The sequence below is a fragment of the Cellulomonas fimi genome (assembly GCF_012952065.1).
Taxonomy (GTDB): Bacteria; Actinomycetota; Actinomycetes; order Actinomycetales; family Cellulomonadaceae; genus Pengzhenrongella; species Pengzhenrongella fimi_A.
Window position 1 is genome coordinate 60518 of record NZ_JABCJJ010000003.1, and the last position, 25085, is coordinate 85602.

24 protein-coding genes and 1 pseudogene are annotated in these 25085 nt (G+C 70.7%); 1 reads left to right on the forward strand and 24 read right to left on the reverse strand.

What is annotated here, in order from left to right:
* Nucleotides 1-42: 42 nt before the first annotated feature.
* The 14 genes from HIR71_RS03065 to HIR71_RS03130 form a co-directional block, all read right to left on the reverse strand.
* A complete protein-coding gene (locus tag HIR71_RS03065) occupies nt 43-777 on the reverse strand; it encodes an SDR family NAD(P)-dependent oxidoreductase (protein ID WP_169323326.1) in 735 nt (244 codons plus the stop codon).
* 98 nt (nt 778-875) lie between these two features.
* Entirely contained in the window at nt 876-1895 is a 1020-nt protein-coding gene (locus HIR71_RS03070; protein WP_169323328.1) for an ABC transporter substrate-binding protein, read from the reverse strand.
* Nucleotides 1896-1938: 43 nt separating this feature from the next.
* Entirely contained in the window at nt 1939-2991 is a 1053-nt protein-coding gene (locus tag HIR71_RS03075; RefSeq protein ID WP_169323330.1) for an ABC transporter permease, read from the reverse strand.
* Nucleotides 2988-3782 carry an ATP-binding cassette domain-containing protein gene (locus HIR71_RS03080; RefSeq protein WP_169323332.1) on the reverse strand — a complete coding sequence of 265 codons (795 nt, stop codon included), beginning with the start codon at nt 3780-3782 and terminating at the stop codon, nt 2988-2990. The genes HIR71_RS03075 and HIR71_RS03080 overlap by 4 nt, the downstream gene beginning before the upstream one ends.
* Before the next feature lie 6 nt (nt 3783-3788).
* A complete protein-coding gene (locus HIR71_RS03085; RefSeq protein ID WP_169323333.1) occupies nt 3789-4469 on the reverse strand; it encodes an isochorismatase family protein in 681 nt (226 codons plus the stop codon).
* A gap of 543 nt (nt 4470-5012) precedes the next feature.
* Complete coding sequence (locus HIR71_RS03090) at nt 5013-6188, reverse strand: M28 family metallopeptidase (protein ID WP_169323335.1); 1176 nt, start codon at nt 6186-6188, stop codon at nt 5013-5015.
* A 1-nt stretch (nt 6189) separates the two neighbouring features.
* Nucleotides 6190-7266: a phosphotriesterase family protein gene (locus HIR71_RS03095; protein WP_211373716.1), complete on the reverse strand. Its 1077-nt coding sequence runs from the start codon at nt 7264-7266 to the stop codon at nt 6190-6192.
* 10 nt (nt 7267-7276) lie between these two features.
* Nucleotides 7277-8356, reverse strand: a complete 1080-nt coding sequence (locus HIR71_RS03100) for a DUF6786 family protein (RefSeq protein WP_169323337.1) — start codon at nt 8354-8356, stop codon at nt 7277-7279.
* Nucleotides 8357-8361: 5 nt separating this feature from the next.
* A complete protein-coding gene (locus tag HIR71_RS03105) occupies nt 8362-9111 on the reverse strand; it encodes a glutamine amidotransferase (protein WP_169323339.1) in 750 nt (249 codons plus the stop codon).
* A gap of 10 nt (nt 9112-9121) precedes the next feature.
* Nucleotides 9122-10090, reverse strand: coding sequence for a ribokinase (locus tag HIR71_RS03110; RefSeq protein ID WP_169323341.1), 969 nt, complete (start codon nt 10088-10090; stop codon nt 9122-9124).
* A gap of 10 nt (nt 10091-10100) precedes the next feature.
* The gene (locus HIR71_RS03115) at nt 10101-11072 is read right to left on the reverse strand and encodes a substrate-binding domain-containing protein (RefSeq protein ID WP_169323343.1); all 972 of its coding nucleotides are present in this window, start codon (nt 11070-11072) and stop codon (nt 10101-10103) included.
* 56 nt (nt 11073-11128) lie between these two features.
* Complete coding sequence (locus HIR71_RS03120) at nt 11129-12091, reverse strand: ABC transporter permease (RefSeq protein ID WP_169323345.1); 963 nt, start codon at nt 12089-12091, stop codon at nt 11129-11131.
* Nucleotides 12092-12113: 22 nt separating this feature from the next.
* A complete protein-coding gene (locus HIR71_RS03125) occupies nt 12114-13646 on the reverse strand; it encodes a sugar ABC transporter ATP-binding protein (protein ID WP_311836064.1) in 1533 nt (510 codons plus the stop codon).
* On the reverse strand, nt 13639-14751 hold the full coding sequence (locus HIR71_RS03130) for a LacI family DNA-binding transcriptional regulator (protein ID WP_169323347.1): 1113 nt from the start codon (nt 14749-14751) through the stop codon (nt 13639-13641). Before HIR71_RS03130 ends, HIR71_RS03125 begins: the two co-directional genes overlap by 8 nt.
* A 419-nt stretch (nt 14752-15170) precedes the next feature.
* On the opposite strand from HIR71_RS03130, the pseudogene HIR71_RS03135 reads away from it, so the two are divergent.
* Nucleotides 15171-15431: pseudogene (locus HIR71_RS03135) on the forward strand (integrase core domain-containing protein); the annotation flags it as partial.
* A gap of 76 nt (nt 15432-15507) precedes the next feature.
* Here HIR71_RS03135 and HIR71_RS03140 read toward each other — a convergent pair.
* The 10 genes from HIR71_RS03140 to HIR71_RS03185 are packed head-to-tail and all read right to left on the reverse strand — an operon-like array spanning nt 15508 to nt 25065.
* Complete coding sequence (locus HIR71_RS03140) at nt 15508-18645, reverse strand: LysM peptidoglycan-binding domain-containing protein (RefSeq protein WP_169323349.1); 3138 nt, start codon at nt 18643-18645, stop codon at nt 15508-15510.
* Nucleotides 18642-19097 (reverse strand): pilus assembly protein TadG-related protein, encoded by a 456-nt coding sequence (locus tag HIR71_RS03145; RefSeq protein ID WP_169323351.1) that lies wholly within the window; start codon nt 19095-19097, stop codon nt 18642-18644. Before HIR71_RS03145 ends, HIR71_RS03140 begins: the two co-directional genes overlap by 4 nt.
* Nucleotides 19094-19552 (reverse strand): TadE/TadG family type IV pilus assembly protein, encoded by a 459-nt coding sequence (locus HIR71_RS03150; RefSeq protein WP_169323353.1) that lies wholly within the window; start codon nt 19550-19552, stop codon nt 19094-19096. Before HIR71_RS03150 ends, HIR71_RS03145 begins: the two co-directional genes overlap by 4 nt.
* Nucleotides 19549-19995, reverse strand: coding sequence for a TadE/TadG family type IV pilus assembly protein (locus HIR71_RS03155; protein WP_169323355.1), 447 nt, complete (start codon nt 19993-19995; stop codon nt 19549-19551). The genes HIR71_RS03150 and HIR71_RS03155 overlap by 4 nt, the downstream gene beginning before the upstream one ends.
* Nucleotides 19996-20016: 21 nt before the next feature.
* Entirely contained in the window at nt 20017-20220 is a 204-nt protein-coding gene (locus tag HIR71_RS03160; RefSeq protein ID WP_169323357.1) for a hypothetical protein, read from the reverse strand.
* 40 nt (nt 20221-20260) lie between these two features.
* Complete coding sequence (locus HIR71_RS03165; protein WP_169323359.1) at nt 20261-21172, reverse strand: type II secretion system F family protein; 912 nt, start codon at nt 21170-21172, stop codon at nt 20261-20263.
* Nucleotides 21172-22059 carry a type II secretion system F family protein gene (locus tag HIR71_RS03170; protein WP_311836050.1) on the reverse strand — a complete coding sequence of 296 codons (888 nt, stop codon included), beginning with the start codon at nt 22057-22059 and terminating at the stop codon, nt 21172-21174. The genes HIR71_RS03165 and HIR71_RS03170 overlap by 1 nt, the downstream gene beginning before the upstream one ends.
* Complete coding sequence (locus HIR71_RS03175; RefSeq protein ID WP_169323361.1) at nt 22056-23597, reverse strand: CpaF family protein; 1542 nt, start codon at nt 23595-23597, stop codon at nt 22056-22058. The genes HIR71_RS03170 and HIR71_RS03175 overlap by 4 nt, the downstream gene beginning before the upstream one ends.
* Entirely contained in the window at nt 23594-24373 is a 780-nt protein-coding gene (locus tag HIR71_RS03180; protein ID WP_169323363.1) for a CpaE/TadZ family protein, read from the reverse strand. Before HIR71_RS03180 ends, HIR71_RS03175 begins: the two co-directional genes overlap by 4 nt.
* A complete protein-coding gene (locus tag HIR71_RS03185) occupies nt 24370-25065 on the reverse strand; it encodes an SAF domain-containing protein (protein ID WP_169323365.1) in 696 nt (231 codons plus the stop codon). Before HIR71_RS03185 ends, HIR71_RS03180 begins: the two co-directional genes overlap by 4 nt.
* Between the last annotated feature and the right edge of the window lie 20 nt (nt 25066-25085).

Sequence of the window (25085 nt, forward strand, 5' to 3'; positions counted from 1 at the left end):
CCTCGGTCTCCTGTCGTGCTTCGGGTGGGCAAGCTGGGCACGTCACTGGGCGGTGTAGCCGCCGTCGACGGGCCACACGGCGCCGGTGACGAAGCTGCCGGCGGGGCTGAGGAGCAGCTCGACCACGGCTCCGATCTCGTGCGGGGTGCCGACGCGCGCCAACGGCACCCGCTGGGTCACCACGGTCATGTCCTCCCCCGTCTGCTCGAAGCCTTGCCGCAGCATCGGGGTGTCGATCGGGCCCGGGCAGACCGCGTTCGCCCGGATGTTGTCCGGTCCACCATCCACCGCGAGGGCCCGGACGAAGTTGATCACGCCACCCTTGGCGGCGCAGTACGCGACGTTCTCGGGGTACCCGACCATCCCCACCTGCGAGGCGATGGCGACGAAGGACCCCCCGCCGGCCTCACGGAAGTCCGGCAGGCAGGCCTTCGCGAGGAGGAAGACCGCCGTCAGGTTGGTCCGCAGGACCGCGTCCCACGTGGCCGGGTCCATCGTGTCCACGGTCCCGGCCCGGGTGATCCCCGCCGCGGCCACGGCACCGTCGACGGCACCGAACGCGGAGCGAGCCCGGCTGACCGCGTCGAGCAGGACGTCCGCGTCCGTGACGTCACCCCGGACGGTCAGGACCGTCGTCGACCCCAGCTCGGTGACGGCCGGAGAGAGGTCCAGGGCCAGCACCGGGCGACCAGCTCGGGCCAGCGTCTCGACCGTAGCGCGGCCGATGCCGGAGGCGGCCCCGGTGACCACCACCGCGCCGGTTGTCGTGTCAGCCATCTCGGCGTCTCCCTGCAGGTTGGTGTGCGTGTGCGTGTGCGCGTGCATGTGCGTGGACGGGTCCCGGCGGCCTCCGGCCGCCGGGACCGCTCGTCAGGTCAGGAGCACGACTCCGGGTAGAGGAACTTGGCCACCTCGGGGTCGTCCATGTTCTCCGGCGTGACCAGGACGTTGTCCACGACGTTGTCGAACGGCTCGCCGCTGACATCCTCACCACGCAGGTGCTGAACCAGTCGCGTCATGGCGTCGTACCCCTGCTTGTACGAGCCCTGGGCCACCAGCGCATCGATGGTTCCGTCCCGCAGAGCACGGACGAGCACCGGGCCCGCGTCGTAGGCGATGACGGCCACGTCCTCGGCGGCCAGGCCCTGCAGGCCGTTGGCGGCGCCGGTGGCGCCGGCCTCGGAGGTCGTGAAGATCCCGACGATGTCCGGGTTGGCCTGCAGGCTCGACTGCACGATCGTCGCGGCCTGGTTCGGGTCGTCCTCGTAGTACTGGGTCTCGAGGATTTCCAGACCTTCGGCGCCCTCCATGCCGGCGATGAAGCCCTCGGCCCGCTCGTTGGTGATCGGCAGGCCCGGCCGGTTGTCCAGGACGAGGATCTTGCCGGTGGCGTCGCCGACCAGGCGGAGCATCTCCTCCGCGGCCAGCGCACCACCGGCCAGGTTGTCCCCGTGGAACTGCGCGAGGGCGACTTCCTCGGCGAGGGTCGCGTCGGTGGTGACGACCGGGAGGCCGGCGTCGATCGCCGACTTGACCGGTGCCAGCATCGCCTGCGGGTCGGCCGGGACGAAGATGAGGCCGTCCGGTCCACTGCTCACGACCGACTCCAGGACGGGCAGCTGGTCGGCGGCGTTCATACCCCGCGACGGACCGTCGTTGGACAGCGAGATCTCTCCCCCGAGCTCGGCGGCAGCGTCTTGGGCGCCGCACTGCATGGCGGTGTAGAACGGCAGGCCGTTGTAGGTCGTCAGCAGGGAGATCTCCAGAGGCCCGTCGTTCGAGCCCCCATCCGCCGCCGCCGCTCCCGGCTCGTTCGTGGTCTGCGTGCTGCAGGACGCGAGTGCGAGCGCCGCTGTTGCGACCATCGCTGCTCCCGCCAGACGGATCTTCTTCATTGTGTCTCCTGTCCTGGGGCGTGCGTTGTGGGATGGGGTGGAGCTAGCGCGGCGCGAGCTGGCCTCGCCGGATGCCGTCGATCCAGACGGCGGTGATGAGCACCAGGCCGATGGCGATGTTCTGGTAGAAGGAACCGACGCCGACCATCACGAAGCCGGCGAGCAGCACTGTGGGGATGAAGGTGGCGACCATGGCGCCGGAGATGGAGGCGCGTCCGCCGAAGAGGCTGGTGCCGCCGATGATCACGGCGGACAGCGCCGCCAGCATGCTGGTCTCGTGGCCGGCGATTGCGGTGGTCCCGAAGCGGGTGATGTCCAGGAAACCCGCGATCCCAGCCATCAGGCCGCTGATCACGAAGACCCCCGTGGTGGTGAGCTCGACGCGGACGCCGGCCCGGCGCGCGCCGCTCGCGGAGGATCCGACGGCCAGCGTGTGCCGGCCGAAGGCGGTCCAGGCGAGCACTGCCGCCCCGACGAGGCCCACCAGAACGGCGATGAGCAGGGGAACGGGCACGCCGAGCACCGCGCGCATGCCGATCGCGCTCTGCAGCACCGGCGGCAGGTAGGGAACGTTCGCGCCGCCGGTGACCACTTGGGCCAACCCGGTCGCGATGCCCATCGTGCCGAGCGTCACGACGAACGAGTTGATCCTCAGCCGGGTCACGAGCAAGCCGTTGAACATGCCCACGAGGCAACCTGTCACGATCCCGGCCGCAAGCCCCGCGGCGATGGCCAGACCCCCGTTCGCATACTCGCCCGCTGCTGCGGCCGCACTGCCTCCGGAGACCGCGAGCACGGTCTTGGCCGAGACCACCGACGAGAGGACCAGGTTGGCGGCCACCGAGAGGTCGATGTGCCCGGCCCCGAGGACGAACGCGAGGCCGACGCCGAGCAGCATGAGTCCGGCGCTGTTGCGACCGATCGCCTGAAGGTTGGTCAGGGAGACGAACCTCGCCTCCGGGCCGGCGATCGTGAACGCGATGATCAGGGTTACGACGGCCGCGACGACGTACCAGGTCGTGGAGATGCCGGTGAAGGTCGCCGCGGAGACGGCCGGGTGCCGCGTCTGGTTCTTGGCGGGGGCGGTGGTGGTCATGACGCCCTCCTCTCGTCGTTCAGGCTTGTCTCGCCGAGCATCAGCGCGACGACGTCGCTCACGGTGGTGCCCCTCGGGTCGACCTCGGTGGCGACCGCGCCCAGTCGCATGACGACGATGCGGTCGGCGATCTCGAGCACGCGAGGCAGGTCGTGGGAGATCAGCAGCACCGCGATGCCGCGCTGCCGGGTCGCCTCGATGGTGTCCAGGACGATCTTCGACTGCTTGGCGCCCAGGGCGGCCGTCGGTTCGTCGAGGACGACGACGCGGCTGGCGCGGGACACCGCACGGGCCACCGCGACGACCTGCCGCTGGCCGCCGGAGAGCTGCTCCACCGGCCGGTCCAGGTTCGGCAGGTCGATGCCCAGGCCGTGCATGAGTTCCTCGGACTTCTGGCGCATCGCCCGGCGGTCCAGCATCCCGAGCCGCCCGAGCAGACCCGGCTTCTTCAGCTCGGTCGACAGGAAGATGTTCTCGACGACCGACAGGTGCGGTGCGACCGCGAGGTCCTGGTAGACGGCCGCCAGGCCGGCATCCATCGCGGACGCGATCGACCCCGGCTCGAGCGCGGTCCCGTCGATGCGGACCTCGCCCTCGTCGGGCGTCACGGCGCCACAGATGCAGGAGATGAACGTGCTCTTGCCGGCACCGTTGTCGCCGACGATCGCGAGCACCTCGCCCGCCCGGACCTCGAGGCTCGCGCCGCGGAGCGCCTTGACGTGGCCGTAGGTCTTACGCAGCCCCGTGGCGGTGAGCACCGGCGACGACGTTGGCGCGGCGTTGATGGACATGGAAGGTCATCCCTTGCGGTCGGGAAGGGCGGACAGGGTGCGCAGGACGTCCTGGAGGGGCTCGACGTCGGCGTAACGGGCGTCGATGTCGAACAGGTTCGCCGCGTGGGCCGAAGCGGAACGGTCACCGACCGCCTCAGCCGGGACGATCACGTGGTAGCCCCGGTTGAATGCGCTCTCTGCCGTGGCGCGGATGCAACCGCTGGTGCTGCAGCCGACGACGATCGTGGTGTCGACCTTGGCCGAGGTGAGCATCGCCTCCACGTTCGTGCCGAAGAAGGCCGATGCCCGAGGCTTGTTCACGAGCGGCTCGTCAGCCCGCCGCTCGAGGCTGGGACGCAGCGCGACGTTCTCGCTGCCGATCAGCATCTTCTCGCTGTGCGGGGTCTTGCGCCGCACCACCTCACCGATCTCCGCGAAGCTCGGGTCCCACGCCATCGTCGTGAAGATGATCGGCAGACCCTTGGCCCGCGCCACGGCGAGCAGGTCGACGATGCTGCTCTCCACGGCGGACAGGTCGGTGCCGATCTGCGCACCGGGGTTCGTCCACGCGCCCGCCATGTCGATGACGAGCACCGCCGGACGCTCACCCCAGCCGACCCGCCCCGCGAAGCCGGCGCCGGCGTAGAACTCGCGAAGCTCGGCGTTGTCGAGGCTGTGCTCGTACTTCGGGGCCAACTCAGTCATGTCGCTCCTCTGGTGTCTCTGATCGCCTTCCAGGCACAGTGAGGAGCATCACAAGCCAACGAGGCGTGTGTCAACTATGACCAACGTGTGTCAACCATGACCGCAGCCAGAGACCGCGCGGTGGGTCGAGTGAAGCCGCTGGTCAGCTCGCTTTACTCGCCATATCCGCATGTCGCCGACACCGGTGAGGTGGATCCGACTCGTCTCAATCTTCGAGATAAGAGCCCGTCTTGAACCGCCGGTCGCGGTGATCACTGCTCGATCAGGCATCTAGTCGCAGTGATCGTGTGCGGAAGAGATGACGAGACAGGATCCGATCGGGGTCGCTTCCACTACGTGACCGATTTCGAGTCACTCAATGGTCAGCGCTTCGTCGCATCGTCACGAGGTACAGCCCTTCATCCTCATCGGCGCTCGGTTCCCCATCGCCGAGCTGGACGCCCACCTGGCCGCACGGATGGCGCTCTGGGCGCACGAACTCAACCTGCTGCGGACCATCCCTCGGGCGTCGGGTCCATGTGGAGGGATGTTCACCGCCCCAGATCAGAACGGCAAAGAGATGCCTCGTGCCGGTGTCCGCGATGGTCGTTCGAGGGTTTCGACCAGTTCCTGGACGAGCGGTACCGTCCAGGCGATGTTGGCCGCGATGCCGTCGTTGGGCAGGTCGTCCGGCTGGTGAAGGCGGTGCAGGTCGTTGAAGGTGAAGTGCATGGATGGGACGCCGGCCGCGTAGAAGGCGGCGTGGTCGGTGCCGTAGGTCGGAGGGAACCTCGAGATGATCTCGAGCCGTTCCCGGGTGGAGCCTGCGAAGGCTCGGACTCGGTCCACGACTGTCTCCTCGAAGGCCTCGGGGCCGATGAAGACCTCCAAGAAGTCGCCGCGGCCCAGGCCGTCGAGGTTGATCACATAGTCGAGGCGGTCGAGGTCTTCGTCGCTTGCCGCGGCGACCATCGATCGTGATCCAGCCAGGTGCCATTCCTCAGCGGTGAAGAAGGTGATGGTGACCGGTCGGGCGGGGGGTTGCTGCATCCACTGCTCGGCGAGCAGAAGGAGCGCGATCGTGCCGCTGCCGTTGTCATAGGCCCCTGGGGTGTTCCAGAAGGTGTCGTAGTGCCCACACACCAGAACGCCACCGGTGTCCGTGCGGCCGGGGATCGTGACGGTGAGGTTCTCGCTGACCGCCTGGCCGCCGTGCGCGCACTCGGCCGAGAGCCGGACGGATACCTCATGTCCGTCGGCGAGCCACTCGCTGATCTGCAGCCCGTCGATCCTTCCGATCGCCAGATGCGGCACGGACTCGTCGGACCCGATGGGCAACGGCTGTGGGGCTGCGGGCCCTCCGTCACGGGCGTGAAGGTATGCGACGACGGTCCCGTCGACAACAGCGGCGAACTTGTGCCATTTCATCGAGTCCGCCCATAGTCCCTGGACACCGTGGGGTCGCAGGGTGGCCCGGATCTGACCAGTCGACGCGCCGCTCCACAACATCGGCCAGCAGGTGAGCTGCCGGACGATGGGGTCGGTGACCTCCACCAGTGCGGTCGCGCCGGGGTCCCATCCGTCGGTTCGGACCTGGTGCCCCTCGACGTCCAGTCCGAGCGCGGTCAGTCGGCCGCGCAAGAAGTCTGTGGCCGCTGAGATGCCTGATGTCCCGTGGAACCGTGGTCCGAGCTCGACGAGGGAGCGAAGCTCGCTCAACGCCTTGCTACGAAGATCCATCTCAGTTGTCTCCCTTGGCTCGCCAGGCGGACTCGAACAGCCTCGCGGGGTTGTCGGTCAGTAGTGCGGACGCCACGTCCGGGGCGATGCCATGCCGACCGACCAGCCGCGGAAGGAACAGTCGAGGGATGTACGCGAATCCGTTCCCGCCGTTCCGCGTCCACATGGCTTTGACGAACACGTCGTGGCTGAGCAGGATCCTGTCCCCGAACCCTTCGGTGATCAGCCGCGCGACCGCGGCGGCATCGTCGTGGGGGCTCGGGGCCTGCCCGCCGTGGTCGGCGTAGTAAAACCCCATGCCGACCATGTCGTAGCCCAGCCACGCGCCCCGAGACGCAAGCTGCGCCTGGTAGTCCGGGTCCACGCCCGACGGGTTCATGTGGCCGAGGACGACGGACGAAGGGGCGGCGCCCTCCTCCTCGATGATGTCGAGCACCCGTGAGCCGAGCCGGTCCCAGCCCGGAAGGTGCACGATCAGCGGCAGACCGGTACGCAGCTGAACCCGGGCCGCGGCCCTCAGGCACCGTTCCTCCGAGTCGGTCATGTCCGCAGAGATGCCGAGCTCGCCCAGCACCCCCGGGCGGATCCCCGTCTCCCCCACCCCGTGAAGCACCTCGTGGAGCAGTTCGTCCGCCAGGTCACCGACCGTTTGGGCGCGCACACGTTCGTCGTGCGTGGCGCCGACATACCAGGTGGAGCCCATGACGACGTTCAGGCCGGTGCGCTCGGCGATCTCCACGAGCCTGCCCGGGTCGCGACCCATCCCGGCGTTCGTGACGTCGATGACGGTGCGGCCGCTGGCGGCCAGGAACGGCTCGAGCTCGGCGACCGTGGCGTCGACGTCGTCCAGCCGGCAGTTGTCCGGGTGGAAGAACGGGTCTTCACGGAGCGCCCAGGCGATCTGGGCGCCGGCAGGCTGCCGGGCGAGCTCGGCCTTCCAGGGCTGGGGTGGCTGCCAGACGTAGGAGGAGAAGTCGGCATAGAGATGCTCGTGGGTGAGGGTGAGGCCCAGGTTCGCGGCCGGCACCGGCCCCTGCACCGTCTGCACCGCGACGATGCGCCCTTTATTGCGCGTCACGCGGATCCCTTCATGCCGCTACCCCGGGGTCCACGCCGAGCAGGTGCTGCGCGATCTGGCGCAGCTCTTCCGCCGTTCCGAAGAACCACCAGGACGTGAACTCGTCGACCGACTCCCGACGCCCCGTACCGCCGGCGATCGTGCGGCCGCGCGCCTCGACCTCTCCGAAGCCTCCCAGCCCGCCGTCGTCGTTGTAGACGTGCAGGGAGTCGCCGAGCAGTCCGACCGCGAAGTCCGGCTCCTCGGCGTAGATCGAGGACGGGTCGTTGCCGACGTTGCGGACCAGCAGCGCCCCGCGGCCCTGGTCGTCGATGCGGAAGTACCCCGCCCGGCCGTGGACGTGGGCGGCCTTCACGCCGATCTTGTATCGCTGGTCACCCGTTATCCGGGCGGTGACGGCACCGGGTACCAGGGCGAGCAGCTCCCCCGCCGGCTCGTAGTAGTCCGTGACCTCGGGGTGCGCCGTGGCCGGGATGATGACCTGACCGCCGGGTCGGACCTGGGCCAGGTTCCACGATTCGCTGACCGCCGAGGAGTCACCGCCCTGACGGATCGCGACCCGTTGGGTGTACCCGGCGAACTGCACGTCCCCGAGGCCCTCGGCGAAGGCCCGGGTGAAACGGAGCGGGTGTTGCGCCGGCCGCACGGTGATCGTCAGGTCGATGTCCACCTGGCCGGTGCTCAGGCTGTAGGCGGTCAGGACGCTGCGGCGGGTCAGCACGCACTCGTCCTCATTGCCGGTGAGCGTGTGCTCCCCGGGGTCCATGGCGGATGGCAGGTCGTAGCTGCCCCAGTAGTCCGACCGGTCCGGGATCATGTACTGGATCTCCGGACCGATCCACAGACGTTCGCCGCCGACGTTCCAATGGCCCGAGGCGATCAGTGCCGCGAACTGCTGCGGGTCCGCGAAGGCCGACGGGATCCAGTTCGCGCTCGTGTCGGACTCGGACCGGAACGGGCCGTAGATCCGCGCCCCGCGCTGTGAGACGAGCAGAAGCGACCCATCCGCCAGCCGGAGCGTGTGATGGGGGATCCCTTGAGCGTCCAGGCGCTTCACCACGGTGAGGTAGGTGACGGTGTCGTCGTTCATAGCGCTCACCGGGCGTTTGCGGTCCACCGCACGAGGTTGTCCCACAGCTGCTGGTAGGACGGCCAGGCCAAGAAGTCGGGGCTACCCCAGTGCGGGCTGCAGTCGGAGGCGAACACCGACGTCCTGCCCGCGCCCACCTCGCGCACTGCCACGAAGGGGTCGCCGTCGTACTCCACGAGCACCTGGCCCTCGGCGATGGGCCGCAGCTTGTTGTAGCCCAGAAAGTGGGCCCACTGCGTGTCCACACCCGCGAGCACGGGGTGGTCGGCCTGGACGACGGTTGGCGTGACGCCCTCCGGGGTCTCGATGCGGTCGTCGAACCCGAACATGCCGACCGGGAGCACCGTGGCGATCGGACTGAAGTGGTAGTTGGCCTTGCCCTCGAAGCCCGAGAACGACATGAAACCACCGATCATCATCAGGCCCCCGCCGAGATCGGTGACCCACCGCTTCAGTTCTGCCAGCCGGTTCGGCGTGCGACGTCCGTGAGTGAAGGCGTCCGCGTGCAGCAACAGCGTGTCGGCCGGGATGTCGGAGAGGATCACGACGTCGTATGCATCGAAGTCCTCAGCGGTCCATGGGGCGGTGTTGGTCGCCAGGTGGTTCGGGATGACTTCGACCTCGTGACCGGCGGCACTCAACGCATCGGTCAGCGGCTTGTAGCCCTCCCCGAACTCGCCCGTGGAGTACGCGGACGACCCCTTGAGGTGAATCCCGTACGACATCCACGTCTCACCGATGAGCAAGACCTTCATAGCTGGTTCCTCACTTCTTGACTACCTGGGTACGGACAAACTCTTCAGCCTCGAACCGCGTCGGGTAGGACGCCTGCGCCCCGCGCCGGGTCACCGCCAAGGCCGCGTACGCGGTCGCGTAGGTGCTGGCGCTGAGCAGCGCCTGATTTCCGGCGAGCGACTCCGCCAGCGCGCCGACGAAGGCGTCTCCTGCGCCGGTGGAGTCGACCGCGTCCACGACCCGCGCGGGCACCGAGTGCACGCCGTCCTGGTCGAGGACGACACTGCCCTCCGCGCCGAGGGTGATGACCACGCTGAGCGGACCACGAGCATGCAGACGTGTCGCGGCCGCGCCCGGGTCCCGCTCGACGTCCGCGGCGCTCAGCCCGAGCAGGTGTGCGGCCTCGTGGCCGTTCACCACGAGGGGGTCGGCCACCCGAAGAACCTCGGTCGGGAGCTCGATGACCGGGGCAAGGTTCAGGACCACCCGGACGCCGGCCGCGGCCGCCGACAGGGCGGCGCGGGTCGTTGCCGCTGACGACAGCTCGCCCTGCAGGACGCACACCGACGCGCCGCCGATCTGTGCGCTCTCCTCCATAATTAGGTTGTCGTCCACCTTCGCGTTCGCGCCGGCGATGATGATGATCGAGTTGTCACCGTCGGGCCCGACGACGATGACGGCGGAACCGCTCGCACCGGGGACACGGTGCACGCCGGTGACGTCGATGCCGTCCCGTATCAGCGCTTCCAGCAGCATTGTCCCGTGGACGTCGTCCCCGACGGCGCCGACGAAGGTGACGGCCGCGCCGCTGCGGGCCGCCGCGACCGCCTGGTTCGCGCCCTTGCCGCCGGGGAGGACGGTGAGGTCCTCCCCGGCGACGGTCTCACCCACATCGGGACGACGAGCCACCCGCGTGACGTAGTCCACGTTCGTCGAGCCGACGACGACGACGCGCGGCCCTGCCTGCTGACTCGAGACCCGGGGTCCGTGGGCGTTCATGCGTCGGTGCTCAGCTGTCCGCGGTGACGGTCTTCACGTCGACAACCGTCGTCTCCGGCAGGTCCTCGCCGTCCAGGACCGCCAGTGCCTGGTCGACCCCCGCCTTGCCGAGCTCGCCGGCCTGCTGCGCGATCGTCGCGTACATCGTGCCTTCCTTGATCGCTGCCAGGGCGTCGGGCGTGCCGTCGATGCCCACGACGAAGACGTCGTTGCCGGCGCGCGGACCGAGGGCCTGGATCGCACCGAGGGCCATCTCGTCGTTCTCGGCGAACACCCCGACGATGTCCGGGTTCGCCTGGAGGATGTTCGACATCACGTCCAGGCCGCGTGCCCGGTCGTAGTCGGCCACCTGGGCCGCGACGACCTCGACGCCCTCGGCCGCGTCGACCGCAGTGTTGAAGCCCTCGAACCGCTCGTTCGAGGACGGCAGCCCGGAGATGCCGCGCAGCACCGCAACCTTGCCTTCGCCGCCGATCGCCTCCACTAGGGCCTCGCCGCCCAGCCGACCCAGTTCGACGTTGTCCGAGGCCACATACGTCTCGGCCTCTGCGCCGTTGACCTCCCGGTCGACGAGGATGACCGGCACCTCGGCCTCGTTCAGCCTCTTGACCGCGGGTGCAACCGCCTCGGAGTCGGTCGCGTTGAGGACCACGATGTCGAAGTTCTGGCTCAATGCGTCGGCGAGCTGGTTGCTCTGCGTGGCGGGGTCGTCCTGGGCGTCGACCACGACGAGCTCGACTCCGGCCGCATCCGCCGCCTCTTGTGCGCCGTCGCGCATCTCGATGAAGAACGGGTTCGCCAGCGTGGAGACCGCCAGCAGGATGCGCGCGTCCCCGCCGCCGTCGGCGGGAGTGCCCGCCACGGTGTCGGTTCCGCCGCCGCCGCCACATGCGGCCACACCCAGGACCGCTACGGCGGTCACCATCGTGACTGCGGCGCGCGTCAGCCGCTCCTTCGCGCTGGTGTTCTTGAACAGTTCCATGACGAGACCTCCGGTGTGTTGGGTAGTGCGTTGTCGTTTTCTCGAGGGGGCAATCTTCAGGCAGCCCGGAACCGACGCCGCAGTGAATCGGCGAGCACGGCGAGCGCAATCACCACGCCGATGGCCACCTGCTGCCAGAAGGGGTTGACGTTGAGCAGGTTCAGGCCGTTTCGGATGATGGCGAGCACCAAAGCCCCGATGAGGGTCCCGGAGATCTTCCCGACGCCTCCGGACAGGCTTGCACCGCCGATGACGACGGCCGCGATGGCGTCAAGCTCGTACCCGGCGGCGGCCTGCGGTTGGGCCGAGGAGAGCCTGCCGGCAAGCACCATGCCGGCCACGCCGGCAAACAGCCCGGCAAGGACGTACACATAGATCAGGTTGCGCCGGACCGCCAGGCCGGAAAGCCTGGCCGCCTCCTCGTTCCCACCGATCGCGTACATCGTGCGGCCGGCCAGCGTCTTGTTCAGGATGATGGACGCGATGATGCCCATCACGATCATCACCAGGATTGGTACGGGGAACCACCCGCCTATCCGCGAGCCGAGCCAGGTGATCGGTCCTGAGGTGGCGATCGGCGTCCCACCGGAGATCACCAGCGTCAGACCACGCCCGATACTGAGCAGGGCGAGGGTGGCGATGAAGGACGGGATCTTCCCGAATGCCACCATGATCCCGTTGACGGCGCCTGCTGCGGCGCCCACGAACAATCCGATGACAAGGGCAGGGACCGGCGCCATGCCGCCGACCGTGCCGGCCCACCCGGCCGCCACGGCCGACAAGGCGGCCAGGCTTCCGACGCTCAGGTCGATCCCGCCGGTGATGATGACGAACGTCATGCCGAAGGCCAGGATCGCGACGACGGATGCCTGAATTCCGATGTTCGTCATGTTGGCCACGCTCAGGAAGTTCGGGCTGGCGAGGGCGAGCGCCGCGAACAGGAGCACCAGGCCCAGCAGCGCCCCGTTGGAGGTAATCGCCGTGTACCAGCGCCGGTCGCCCCGGTCTCGTCCGGTCATTGGTTTCTCCGCGCTTTCTACGTTAGTGGGCACGAGACGACTCGACCTCCTTCACGGCCAGTGCCATGATTGATTCTTGGCTCGCTGATTCGAATGACATCTCTCCGCTGACCCGCCCGTCGGACATGACGATGATGCGGTCCGCCATACCGAGAATCTCGGGTAGGTCACTCGAGACCATGACCACCGCGCCACCGCTGGCAGTGAGCTCGTTGATGATTTCGTAGATCTCGACACGCGCTCCGACGTCAACGCCCCTGGTCGGTTCGTCCAGGAGCAAGATCTTCGCTCCCGCGAGGACCCACTTGCCGAAGACGACTTTCTGCTGGTTGCCTCCGGAGAGCGTTTGCACGCTCTGGCGGATGTTGCGCATCCGCACCCGCAGGCGGGCGGTGACCCGGCGGGCGTCGTCCTCGACGCGGCGCTGGTCCACGAAGCCGCCGCGGGTATAGGTCCGAAGGTTCGCCAGGCTGACGTTCTCCGCGACGTCAGCACCCAGGACGAGGCCCTGGGTCTTGCGGTCTTCCGGCACGTGACCGATGCCCGCTGCCACGGCGGCGTGGACGTTATGGCGCGGCACGGGCTTGCCTTGAGCCAGCACCTCGCCGCTGTGGTAGTTGTCGGCGCCGGCGATGGCGCGGATGACCTCGGTCCGGCCTGCGCCGACGAGCCCCGCGATGCCGAGGATCTCGCCCCGGCGGACGTCGAAGGTGATGTCCTCGAACGCACCACGGCGGGTCAAGCCACGAACCTGCAGCAAGGGTGCGTGCCCCTGCCCGGCGACATGACGCCGGCGCGGGTACTGCGCATCGATGTCGCGACCCACCATCAGGCGCACGAGCTCGTCCTCGTCGGTGTCCGCGGGAACCTCGGCGACCTTGCGCCCGTCCCGCAGGATGCTCACGCGGTCCCCGATCCTCGGTACCTCGCCCAGGTGGTGTGAGATGAAGATCTGACCGACCCCGTCGGCCCGCAGGGACTCCATGACCTCGAACAGTCGGTCGACCTCCTGGTCCGTCAGCGCAGCCGTCGGCTCATCGAGCACCAGGATCCGTGCATCGAGGCTCAGCGCCTTCGCGATCTCGACCAGCTGCTGGCGCGCGACGCCGAGCGAGCTGACCGGCCGCGCAGGGTCGACGTCGAGCCCCACTCGCTGCAGGAGCGGTCGGACCTGACGACGGTTGGCACGCGCGGACACCACGCCCGCCCGATGCGGTTGGCGCCCCAGCAGGATGTTCTCCGCGACGCTCAGCTCAGGTACCAGGTTGAACTCCTGGTAGATCGTGGCTATGCCGAGCCGGTGCGCGTGGTGGGCGTCGTCGATCCGGGTCTCCTGCCCGCGCACCCGGATGTCACCGCTGTCCGGGTGATGGACACCGGCCAACATCTTGATCAGGGTGCTCTTGCCGGCACCGTTCTCCCCCAGCAGCACGTGCACCTCGCCGGCATGGACCTGGAGATCGACCTCGTCCACCGCCAGTACCCCGGCGAACCGCTTGGTGACCTTCTCCAGCCGGATGAGCTCATCGCCCATCCCGCTCTGGCGTTCAGGCATGGACGACCCCCTCCGTGATGCGCGCGCGTGCTCGACTCGACGTGGACCCAGCCCTATCCGGTGGTGCGTCCTGATCCGGTGCGGCGTCGTCGGCTCGCTGGTTCGCGACACCGGTCGATTCCCGCACGACCAGTTGGACGGGGAGCGTGACCCGGCTCTCGGCCGGCCGCTCACCGGTGCTGAGGATCGTCATCAGGACGCTCGCCGCCCGCTCACCCAGAGCGGCGACGTCCTGGTGCACCGTGGTCAGTCCAGGGACGGTGTTGCGGGCGGACGGGATGTCGTCGAACCCCATGACGCTCACCTGACCCGGTACTGCGAGGCCGTGGGCTCGCAGCTCACGCAGCGCACCGAGGGCCATCTCGTCATTGGCGGCGAAGATTGCCGTGCGAGTGCCGTCCAAGAACTGATCGATGTGGGCACGGGTCGCCGCCTGGCCGCCGTCGGCGGTGAACCCCCCGTCGGCTGTCGTCGCGGAGCTTCCAGAGACACGCTGCCAGGCCCCCAGGAAGCCCTCGATCCGGTGCTGGCTGCTCAGCAAGTTGGCCGTGGCGGTCAGGAGCAGTGCGTTGTGGTGGCCCAGCGCGAGAAGGTGCTCGGCGGCCAGGCGGCCGCCATCCCGGTTGTCCGAGACCAGGATCGGCGCGGTGGAGCCCGGAACCTCCTCATCGACGAGGACCAGGGGCAGTCCGCCGATCGCCCGCGCGATCTCGCTGTCCGTGAAGGGAGAGCCCGCCGAGTAGATGACGCCATCGACGGCTCGGGACCTGATCATCTCTAGATGCATCAGCCCGCGATCCCGGTCGAAACCCGTGTTCCCGATGACGACGTTGTACTCCTGACCGCTCGCCACCCGCTCGACGCCCTTGGTGAGTTCGGCGAAGAAGGCGTTACTGATGTCGGGCACCAGCAGGCCGATGAGCTGGGTCCGGCCCAGCGCGAGGTTGCGAGCCGAACGCATCGGCGCGTACCCGAGTTGCAGCATCGCGGCCTTGACCCGCGCCGTGAGCGCGGGGCTGACCGGGCGGTTCCCGCTGAGCACGTGGGAGACCGTGGTGGGGCTGACGCCAGCAGCGTCCGCGACATCCCTGATCGACGCGCCCATCAGACACCTTCCACACGTTGCAAACCGCTTTGTTCGCCAGCATGAACCATAGGCCCGACAATGGGGCGTTGTCTACAAAGCGGTTTGTTGTTGCCGAATCGTTATGCGCGGCCGCTTCGCCCGCGGCGCATCGACGACGCCCTGTCCCGGCGGAGCGGGTCGTCCTGTCAGCCCTGCACATCCGAAGCCCTGACGAGGTCACCGGGCTCGGCGTGCTCGTACGGCGTCATCCGCCTGGCGACGTGTCTTGTGCCGGGTCTGATCGAGACACTTAATCCTGGCGAGGATGAGGGTCATGGCGGCACCGAAGAAGCCCCCCGAGGAGCTTCGAGAGCGGTCGACCTCCGACGGGGTCGTGCGACGCGACCGGGGCGGTGGCGCGAGTGGTCGAGCGGCTCGAGGATCGGCGTGGGGCGTACGCCAACTCGATCGGCTCGGTCGGTGATGCCTACAACGCCCTGATGGAGACGATCAACGGTCTCTACAAGGCCGAGTGCATCCGCGCCACGGTGTTCCACGACGGCCCCTACAAGACCATCGCGGACGTCGAGTACGCCACCGCCGGCTGGGTCGACTGGTACAACGTCCGCAGGCTCCACGGCTCGCTGGGCAACATCCCGCCCGTCGAGTACGAGCAAGCCCACTACGCTGCCCTCAACCGAGAGCCGCACCCCGTATAGGAACGGCCGAGAACCTGGGGCGCTTCATCTCGGCAAGAGCGGTCGTTCGCTCGAGCTGCCGGCGAGCAGCCTGCGCTCAGAGCAGCACGGCTCGGAGCAGGTCGAGCGTTTCGTCTTCGAGGTCGCACCCTGGGTCGATCTCGTCGATGCGGGCTCGGAGGGCGTCGGCGAGGCGGTGTACCTCAGCTGTGTCGCCGGCGCGGTGGGCGGCTTCGATGGCGTCGCGGAAGATCTGTTCGTTGCAGGGGTCGATGGCCAGGCCGGTGCTGATCGCGGTCCGGGCGGCGCGGTGGTCGCCGCGGTCCAGCTCGATGCGTGCCAGGACGTGGGCGACGTCGACGATCTGGGCGGTCATGTCGTTGATGAGCATCTCGGCCCAGGTGTAGGCGTTGTAGGGCACACCGGCGAAGGGTCGTCCGCGGACGAGCCGCAGCGCCTCGCGTAGCGCGACGGGGTCGATGTTGTCGGGGTTGAGCCCGCGCCCGGTGAGGGTGAGGAAGTCGTCCCAGTCGGTGCGCACGCGGGGGTCGAGGCGGTAGGTGTCGTGGTCGGTGAGTTTCATCAGGTAGGGGCTGCCGTCGGGCGCGGTGCCGAGCCAGCTGCGGGCGCGGGAGACGTCTTGGTTGCGGCGTGCGGCCTCGATGCGGCGGCCGTTGCCGAGGACGTTCTCGACGTCGGCGCTGGTCGCGCCGGGTGTGAGGGCGAGGTAGGTGATGAGCTCGGTGTGTCGGCGTATGCGGTTCTGCGTTCCCCGGTCTGGGATGCCCTCGATCTTGACGGGACCGAGGACCAGGACCCGGGGTGCTGGCGTGTCCGGGGGCTCGTCGTCCCTGGGTTCGGTGGTCGTCAGCGAGGCCACGTGCGGGTCAACGGCCCTGGTGGGACGGCTGGGGAGCGTCGCCCGGATCGCCTCGACATCGGTGCCGGTGTCCGGTGGTGCGTCGGGTGGCTCGCGTTCGGGTTCGATGGTGGCGCGCCGGAGGGCGTCGATAAGGGCCGCATAGTCGTCGGGGTTGAGTCCTTGGGCCTCGACGTTGAGGCCGAGCGGTTCCAGACGGCCTGTTCCGTCGGTCGCGACGTCCAAGCGCCAGGTCGAGGGACGTGCCGTGGTGACCAGTGCGTGGCCGGCCCAGGGGGCGACGTCCTCGTCGATGTCGGGTGCGAGGAACACCGTGGGGGTCCAGGTGTCGGCGGCCGTGGTGGCGGTGCGTGCGTGCAGCGCGTCGGCGACGTCCGCGTGCTGCAAGACGTGGGCGTCGTCGTGCTGGGCGGTGTGCAGCCGGACCTGCAGGTCACCGGTCGAGGGAACGTGCTGGATCGACACGGAGGGGCATGCCTCGGCGAGGTTTGCGTACTCGGGTCCGAGCACGATCTCGAGCCCGACCGACGGGTTCGTGGTGGCCAGCTCGCACGCCAGCGCGCGCATCACGTCGGCGGCGACCGGGTCGGGGCCGTTGATAGCGAAGGTGCCGGCGGCTTCCAGGTTGACCAAAACGAGCTGGTGTCCGGTGACTCCGATGCTGACCAGCGCCGGGTACGGGTGCGGGCCGGTCACGATGTCGCCCGGGTGGTCGTAGATCGTGGTGAAGCTGTCCAGGGGTGCGTGCCAGTGGCGCGTCCCGGTGGGCTCGAACGGTGCCACTGCGTCGGCGTCGTCGGCTGTCAGGATCAGGTCGATCGCGTCGTCGGAGATGAGCACGACGGCGACCCGGGGCAGCGGGCGCTCTTGCGTGCGGCACGTGGCGGCGAGTCTGAGGAGGCCGGCGCGGAGCCCGGCGGGGGTCAGCGGCACCGGGGCTTGGCGGAGGGTGTGTTCGGCGTTCGCCGCGGGTGAGGCCTGTGCGGGTAGGGCGATCCGCTCCCCCGGCCGGCGCAGGCGGCGCTGGCGTGCGCGTCGACGGGCCAGCTCACCGACGATGCCCACTGCGGTCAGGGCGGTCAGTCCCAGTACCAGGGTGCCGACGGAGGGAGCCTCGTCGCCGTCTGCGACCGCGGGCTCGTCCTGGCGGCTGTCTTCGGACGGGGCGGCGTCGTCGGCCCGGGCGTCCGGTCTTTGGTCCACGGGTGCCGGCTCCGCCGTCCGGGGCCCGACCGAGCCAGCCGACCCGCGCGGCTCCGTCTGCTCCGGAGCGGACGCGGCCGGTGCCGGGGGTGTGGGCACGACCGGTGCGGACGGGTCAACCGGCGTCGCGGGCAGGTGGGTTGTCGCGGCCGGGATGGTGATCTGCCAGCCGGGGCGGATGAGGTCGGGGTCGGTGAGGGTGTCGCCGTCGGGCTGGGCCCGGCCGGCGTTCGCGTGGAAGATCTCGGGGTAGCGGGCGCCGTCGCCGAGGTGCTCCTGGGCGATCTCCCACAGCGTGTCCCCGGGCACCACTGTGTGGGTCGCCGGGACGTCCTGGCCGTTCGGTTCCCGAACAGCGGGTGGGGTCAGCGCGCCGGCGTCGGGGGGTAGGCGCAGCTGCCAGCCGGGGTAGAGCCAGTGCTCGTCGGTCAGTGCCCGCCCGTCCGGCTGGGGTCGGTGCAGGTTGAGGTCGAGGATCTCGGTGAACCGGTGCCCGGCGCCGAGGTGGCGTTCGGCCAGCCCCCACAGGGTGTCCCCGTGCTGGACGGTGATCACGGGGTGCCGGTCGACCGGGGCCGCGGGCGCGGGTGTTGGTGGAGGTTGGGGTGGGGTGTAGCGGTCGGCGATGGCGACGGCGTCGGTGACGCGCGCCGACGCCACGGCTGCGGGGTTGGGTTCGAGGCGGGGTTGCTCGGGTAGGACCAGCTCGATCGCTGCCTGGGTCGGCGCGGCGGTGGAGCCGATGAGTGGGCTGGCGGTGGTCAGCAGGACCCCGGCGGTGGCCAGCAGGGACCGGGCGGCCCCGCGGGTCCACCCCAGGAGCGGGATGGATGGCATGGGGGTGCGCCGCAGGGCGCCGGCGAGCTCGAGCAGGACAGCCAGGGTGAACCAGGCCCACCCGGCCCAAGCCACCAGGGCCATGGTGTGCAGCAGGAGGGTGCCGTCGTCGGGGCGCATCACGGCGGTGCGGACCTGGTCCCAGGTGGGCCAGGTCTCGGGCCAGGCGATCGGCGCGACAACACGCAGCACCAGGGGGATGCCGACCGTGAAGGCAAGCAGCGCCACGGTGGCCCCTACCGCCTCGAGCACCCGGGCGAGCCGGGCGCGCGCCGGTGCCGACGGGGCCACGGTCCGGGGGTGGGTGGGGGTCATGTGCCGCCTCCGGTGACGCCGTGCACGAGGGTGACCTCCGCGTGGCCCGTGACGGTCAGCGTGTGGATGCCGATGAGCCCGAGGAACACGGTGGGGGCGGTGTCGGTCACGGTGACCTCGAGGGTGGTCCCGTCCGGGCCGACGCTGACCGTCCCCTGCTCGCCGGTGGCGGTCAGGTAGGCGGTTGCCGCGTTCGCGGCGGCCTGCCGGTCCACCCGCACCCGGGTGCCGCGGACGGCCTGGGGCAGGTCGATGACCTGACCGGCGGCGCGGGCGGCTTCCCCCGCCACGGCGTCGGCGCGTTGGGTGGCGCGCAGCTTCGCGCCGCCGTCGGCGACCAGCCCGATCAGGACGAGGAGGCCGACGACGCTGATGGCGAGGAACACGGTGACGGCCCCGGCCTCCCGGTCCGTCGCGGTGACCCGGCTCAGGCGCTCTCGCCGGGTTCTCATCGGGTCGACCGCCACTGGTCCAGGGCCGAGGTCGCCTCGGCGCGCAGGGTCCGAGAACCGGGGATGGCGGGCACGGCGAGGTCACCGAACGCGACCGTGCAGGTCACGGTCGCGGTGACGATCGCCGGCTGTCCCACGTCGGCCGCGAACCCGGTGGTGTCGACGACCACCGACGACGGCGCGCACCGAAGGTCCTGGCTGTCCAGCTCCCGGTACGCGGCGCTGGTCGCCGCGGCGTGCGCGGCGGCCGGTGCGCGGGCCAAAGACGCCTCCCGGGCGGCGGCGGACGCGGCGTGCTCGACGGCGCCGGCGGCGACCTGGACGCGTCCGGCGAGGACCACCAACCCCAGGAGCACGATCACAGCAGGCGCCAGGATGGCCAGCTCGAGGGTCGCGCTTCCCCGCTCCCGCTGCGACCCGACCCGGCAGCGGACGCAACGCACCAGGCGGCTCATGGGGTACCCGCCGTGGTGAAGCGTTCGACCGGACCGGTGGCGGACTGCCGCACGAGGAGTCCGGGCACCCCGGGCAGGACCGACAGGGAACGCCCGGTCACCTCCACGCCCACCTGGCTTGGGCCGGGGGTGGTGCCGGTGATCGTGATGTCGGTGAGGGTGTCGGCGCCGTGCGCGTCGAGGAACGCGCGCGCCGCGGCGGGCCCGGCGGCGGGGTTGGCGGCGTAGGTGCGGGCCGCGGTGACGCCGTCCTGGGCGGCGGCCAGGGCCAGGGAGCGGGCGTTGAACCACAGGCCGAACTGCACGATGGCGACCACGACGGCGAGCAGCACCGGGAACACGATGGCCACCTCGAGCGAGACCGACCCCGCCTCCCGGTTCCCGGGCGCGGGTCGCTGTCCCCGGCTGTGGTGCTGCGGGGTGTGGGCTGTGGTCGTGGTCATCGCGGTGCCTGCCCGGGGGTGTCAGGTGATCTGGTCGACGCGGCGTTGCACGGCGGCGGTGATCGCCACGACCAGGACGGTGGCCACCGCGATGAGGCCGAGCACGATGATGACCAGCTCGAGGGTGCTGGACCCGGCGTCGCCGGTGCCGCCGCGGTCGCGGACGGTCCGTCGGGCGGTGGCCAGGTAGCCGTCGATGACGATGAGTGCGGCGAAGGTGTTCACTGCGGTTCTCCTTGCGGTGCGGGCCGGTGGACAGGTGCGGTCAGCCGAACAGGAGGCGGGCGAAAGCGGGGTAGCCGACCAGGGCCATGAACGCGACGCCGAGCAGGGCGACGGGCACGATCATGTGTTCGGAGGCGGCGTTCGCCTTCGCTGTTGTGGCGGTCAGCAGCTGGGTGCGCAGGGACGCGGCGCGGGCGCGCAGGGTGGTGTACACGGCGGCGCCGTCCTGCCCAGACAGGCGCATGATGTCCGCCAGATCCCCCAGCTCTGGGACGCCGGTCGTCTCGGCCAGGTCGCTCAGCCCGGCCCACGCCGGCTGCCCGGCCAGCTCCGCGCGGAGCAGTGCGTCCCGGATCCGGGCGAACTCCCGGGAGCCGCCGATGGCCGCGGCCCGGTCCAGCGCCTCGGTGGTGCCCGCATCGGCGGCCCGCTCCAGGGCGACCAGCTCCAGGAAGACGCACGCGGCCCGGCGCATCGCCTCCCGGGCGGCGGTAACCTGGCGGCGCAGGTCCACGTCGGGCAGGACGAACAGCACCCCGGCGAGCACCAGGGCCACCGTGGTCGGGATGACGGCGGGCAGCCGCACCCCCGCGATGGCCAGCCCGAGCGTCACCAGGGTGGGGAACGCCAGCCCGAGCAGGGCGTACCCGGCCTTGCGGGCGGCAAGGTCCTCGGGTCGGCGGTCGAGCAGGTGCAGGTCCGCGGCGTACCGGCGCAGCCGCAGCACCTCCACCAGGCGCGGCAGCACCCGGTCCCGCACCCAGGCACCCGGGCCCCACCCCCTGCCGTCTGCCGAAGATCGGGCCCGCCAGCGGGGGTCGTCGGCGGTGCGGGGGTCCAGCCGGAGCAGGGCGGCATGCAGGTCCGGGTGGGTGGGCACCGCCCCGGCCACGATCATGGTGACGCCCACCCCGACGAGGGCGCCGGCGAGCAGCACGTGCCAGGTGACCATCAGCGCCTCACCGCCTCCACCGCCGGGGCGAACTCATGGGATACGGGCAGGAACCGGGGCTCGGGGGCGGACAGGGTCAGCGCCCGCATCCAGACCAGGCACCCGACGAACGCGGCCGCGATGAGCGCAAGAATCGCCTGGCCGATCGGGTCGCCGTACGGGGCGAGGTAGGTCCCGTTGAACCCGCCAACCGCCACGGCGGCCAGGGTGATGAACGTGACGGCCCGGGCGGTCGCGCGCGGTTTGGCGCGCTCGGCCTCGACCTTGCGCCGCACCGCGACGTCCTCGGCCACGGAGTCCGCGACCGCGGTCAGCACCCGTGCCAGCCCCGGCCCGCGCCGCCGGGAGGCGAGCACGAGGGCGGCGGCGACCAGGTCGGCGGACGCGTCGTCCAGGTCGTCGGCCAGCGCCCGCAGCGCCTGCTCGGTGGGCCACCGCGCGGACAACCGGGCCACCAGCGCCCCGATCTCGGCGGCGATGGGTGCCGGGGTGGTCCGCAGGCTGGCGGTCAGCGCCTGCTCCAGACCGACCCCGGACAGCAGGATGTCGGCCAGGCGGCGGGTCCATTCCTCGATGGCCTCCACCCGGTCGATCCGGCGGGCCGCCACGCTCGAGGTGCCCAGCAGCACCGGCAGACCGACCACCGTCACCGCGACGATCGGCCCGACGACGGGCCACCCCGTCACGGCCCACCCGGCGGCGCCCGCGACGCCGACGACCGGCCACCGCCACCGGGCCCACCCCGACCGCACACCCGCGGCCCGGGGCCTGCGGACCCGGGGGCGAGGCGCGCGCGGCGGCGCGGTGGTGCGGCGGGCGCCGGCCACGACCATCAGGATCCCGACGACGACGAGCGCGCCGCCGAGCCCGGCCCCGAGCGTGGTCACGATGCGCCGCCGATCGTGTCCAGCGGCGTGGTCCACGTGCCGGCGCGTTGCTCGAGGAAGGTCGGGTCAAACCCGGCCCGGACCAGGTCCGGCAGGCAGCCGGGCCGGTGCAGCGGGACGGCCCGGCCGTCCGGGCCGGGCCCGAACACCGCCGTCGTGGCCGGTCGAGCGCCCTCCCCCAGCCCGGTGATCTCCACGACCTGGGACACGAACCGATGCTTGCGCCCACCCGCCGCGGACTCGTCCAGCAGCGTCAGGTGGACGAAGAAGTCGACCGACCCGGCCAGCAGCCGGTAGGCGAACGTGTCGGTCATCGACACCCCCGCGGACAAGCACAGCGTGACGATCCGGTCGATGGCGTGCTGGGCGGTGCGGGCGTGGATCGTGCACAACGACCCGTCTCCGGTGGACATCGCCTCGAGCATCGGCAACACCTCACCGCCGCGGACCTCCCCGACGATGATCCGGCGCAGGTTCATCCGCAACGCGTCGGTCACCAGGTCCGTCAAGGTGACCTCACCGGCCCGCCGCCCGGCGCGGTCCTTCTCGCTGGACCCTTCCCGGGCCTCCATGGCGACCACCCGCGGGTGCCGGTCCGGCAGGTCCTGCAGGTGCAGCTCGTACTCCTTCTCGATAGTCGCGAACCGTTCCATCGGGGCGAACTCGTTCGCCAACGCCCGGATCAACGTGGTCTTGCCCGCGTTCTGCAGGCCGGTGACCACGATGTTCTTGCCCGCCCGCAGCGCCGCCCGCAAGAACGCCGCCAACGCCGTGTCCAGGGTGCCGAGCGTCACCAGGTCGTCCAGGTCCACGTCTCGGACCCGGTGCCGGCGGATGACCACGTGCGGCTGCGGGGTCACCCAGGCCATCGCGGTCAGCCGAGACCCGTCGTCCAGGCGCAGGTGCAACACGGGGTGCGCCGAGGAGAACGTCCGTTCGGCCGACCCGGACCGGGCCGCCAGCAGCTGCAAGGTCTCGATGAGCTCCGCGTCCGACTCGGCCACCGCCGGGCCGGGCTCCTCGCGGCCGTCGGCGTAGGACACCCACACCCGGTCGCGCCCGTCGACCTCGATGTTCTCCACGTCCAGGTCGTCCACCAGCGGCTGCAACCGGCCCAGCCCGAACAGCGCCGCCATCACCGCCCGCGCCGTGGCGAACTCCACCTCCACCGGCCACGGGTCCTCGCCCGCCCGCACCCGGGCCCGGGCCCGCTGGGCGAGCTCGTCGGTGATCAGGGCCCGCGCCAGCTCCCGGCGCTCACCCGGGTCCTGGACCTGGTTGGTCTGCAACCGGGTCGCCAGCTGGCCGGCCACCGCGCCGCGGACCTCCCGCACCAGCACCACATCGATCGCCGCGGGCTCCGGCGCCACCTCGGGACCTATCCCCGGGGGGCCGGAGCCACGGACCTCGGCGGGGTCGGCGGGGAGCACGTCCAACGCGCGTATCGACACGAGGTGGGCCCGTCCGTTCCAGGCGGTCCCGTTGGAGGAGTGCCCGTTGCGGTGGTACCCCGGCCGGGAGTGGTCGTCGTCGGTCATGACCGGACCTCCCGGACGGGCCGCAGCCCCTGGCCGGCGGCGGTCAGCTCGGTTGCCAGCGCGCGTGCCCCGCGCACGAGCGCGGAGTTTTCGAACCGGCGCCCCGTGCCCCCACCCGCCGTCAGGATGCCGGCGGCCCAGGGGTCCTCGGGAAGGGTGAGCACACCAGGCAGGTGCAGCTCGCGGGCGATCTCCCCCGCCCCATAGGGTCGCGCGGCCCCGACCACCACCCCGAGGGTGGCCGCGGCCGGGCCTCGTAGGGTGTGCAGGGATCCGAGCGCCGCTCGAGCGCCGGTGATGGACGGCAGGGTCGAGCGGAACACCACCGCGACCACGTCCGCCCGCTCGAGCAACGCGGTCGGCTCATACCGGTGACCCAACCGCCCGACGTCGACCACCACATCCACCCCGGCCTCGTGCAGGGCGCGGGCACCCTCGGCCAGTGACGTCGCGAGGTCCCGGACCGTGCGTCCCTGCGCCGGGTCGGTGATGCCAGTCAGCACCCAACGCGCACCCGCCTCGTCCAGCGCGACGGCGTGCTCGAGCAGCGTCTCGCCACTGACCGCGGTGCGATCCGAGGCAAGGGCCAGGATGCCGCCGTCGGCCCCGACGCCCGCCCGCAGGAACCCGGGCAGGATGCCCGACCCGGCGACGTCGGCGTCGACCACGAGCGAACGTCGCCCGGGGTGAGCAAGAGGCAGCGCCCAGGCCACGACCAACGCGGTCGCGGTCACCCCCGGCGCACCCGTCGCCGAGCAGAACACCAGCACGCTCACGACCTCTCCCCCGCGGTGCTCGAGTCGGCCGGTTGAAGCAGCAGCGCGAAGCGGCCAGTTGCCGCGCGAGCGGCCACCGCCGGACCCTCACCCTCCGCGACCACAACATCCACGACCACAAGCCCGTTGAGGTCCGCCGTCCCCACCCGGACCACTCCGACGTCGAACGTCCGCGGAGAGCTCTCGGGCGGATCGGCGTCCGCGGGGGGCGTGTCCACCACCAACAGCCGGTCACCGGGCCGGAGGCCGCCGGCGGGCATCCGCGCCGCATCCAGCGCAAGAGGCACCAGCACCTCACCAGGCCCCGGAGGTCCAACCGGCGTCACCTGCCCGGGTGCTAGCAGGGATCCGGCGACCAGGTCGGTCCCGGCGACCATCCCCACCACCCGGTCCGCCTCCTGCGCGGGCACCGTGCCCACGGCCGGGTCCACCGCCACTTCGACCGGTGTCACGTCCTGCGCCGTGAGCATCGCCCCGTACGGAACGTCCCGCGCCAGGCGCAGCACGCTGGCCCGGTCCCCCGCGGCGGCCACGAACCACGCCGCCACCAAGGCACCAAAGATGACCAGCACGACGCCGCCCACCATCACCGCGGGTCGGCGCCGGCCCCGCGTGACCACTCCAGCCGACCGGGCCTGGCCGTTCAGCGTGCCGGGCGTCGAACCTGTAGTCGCCCTCGTGAATGCCGACATGACGTGCGCCCCCTACTCAG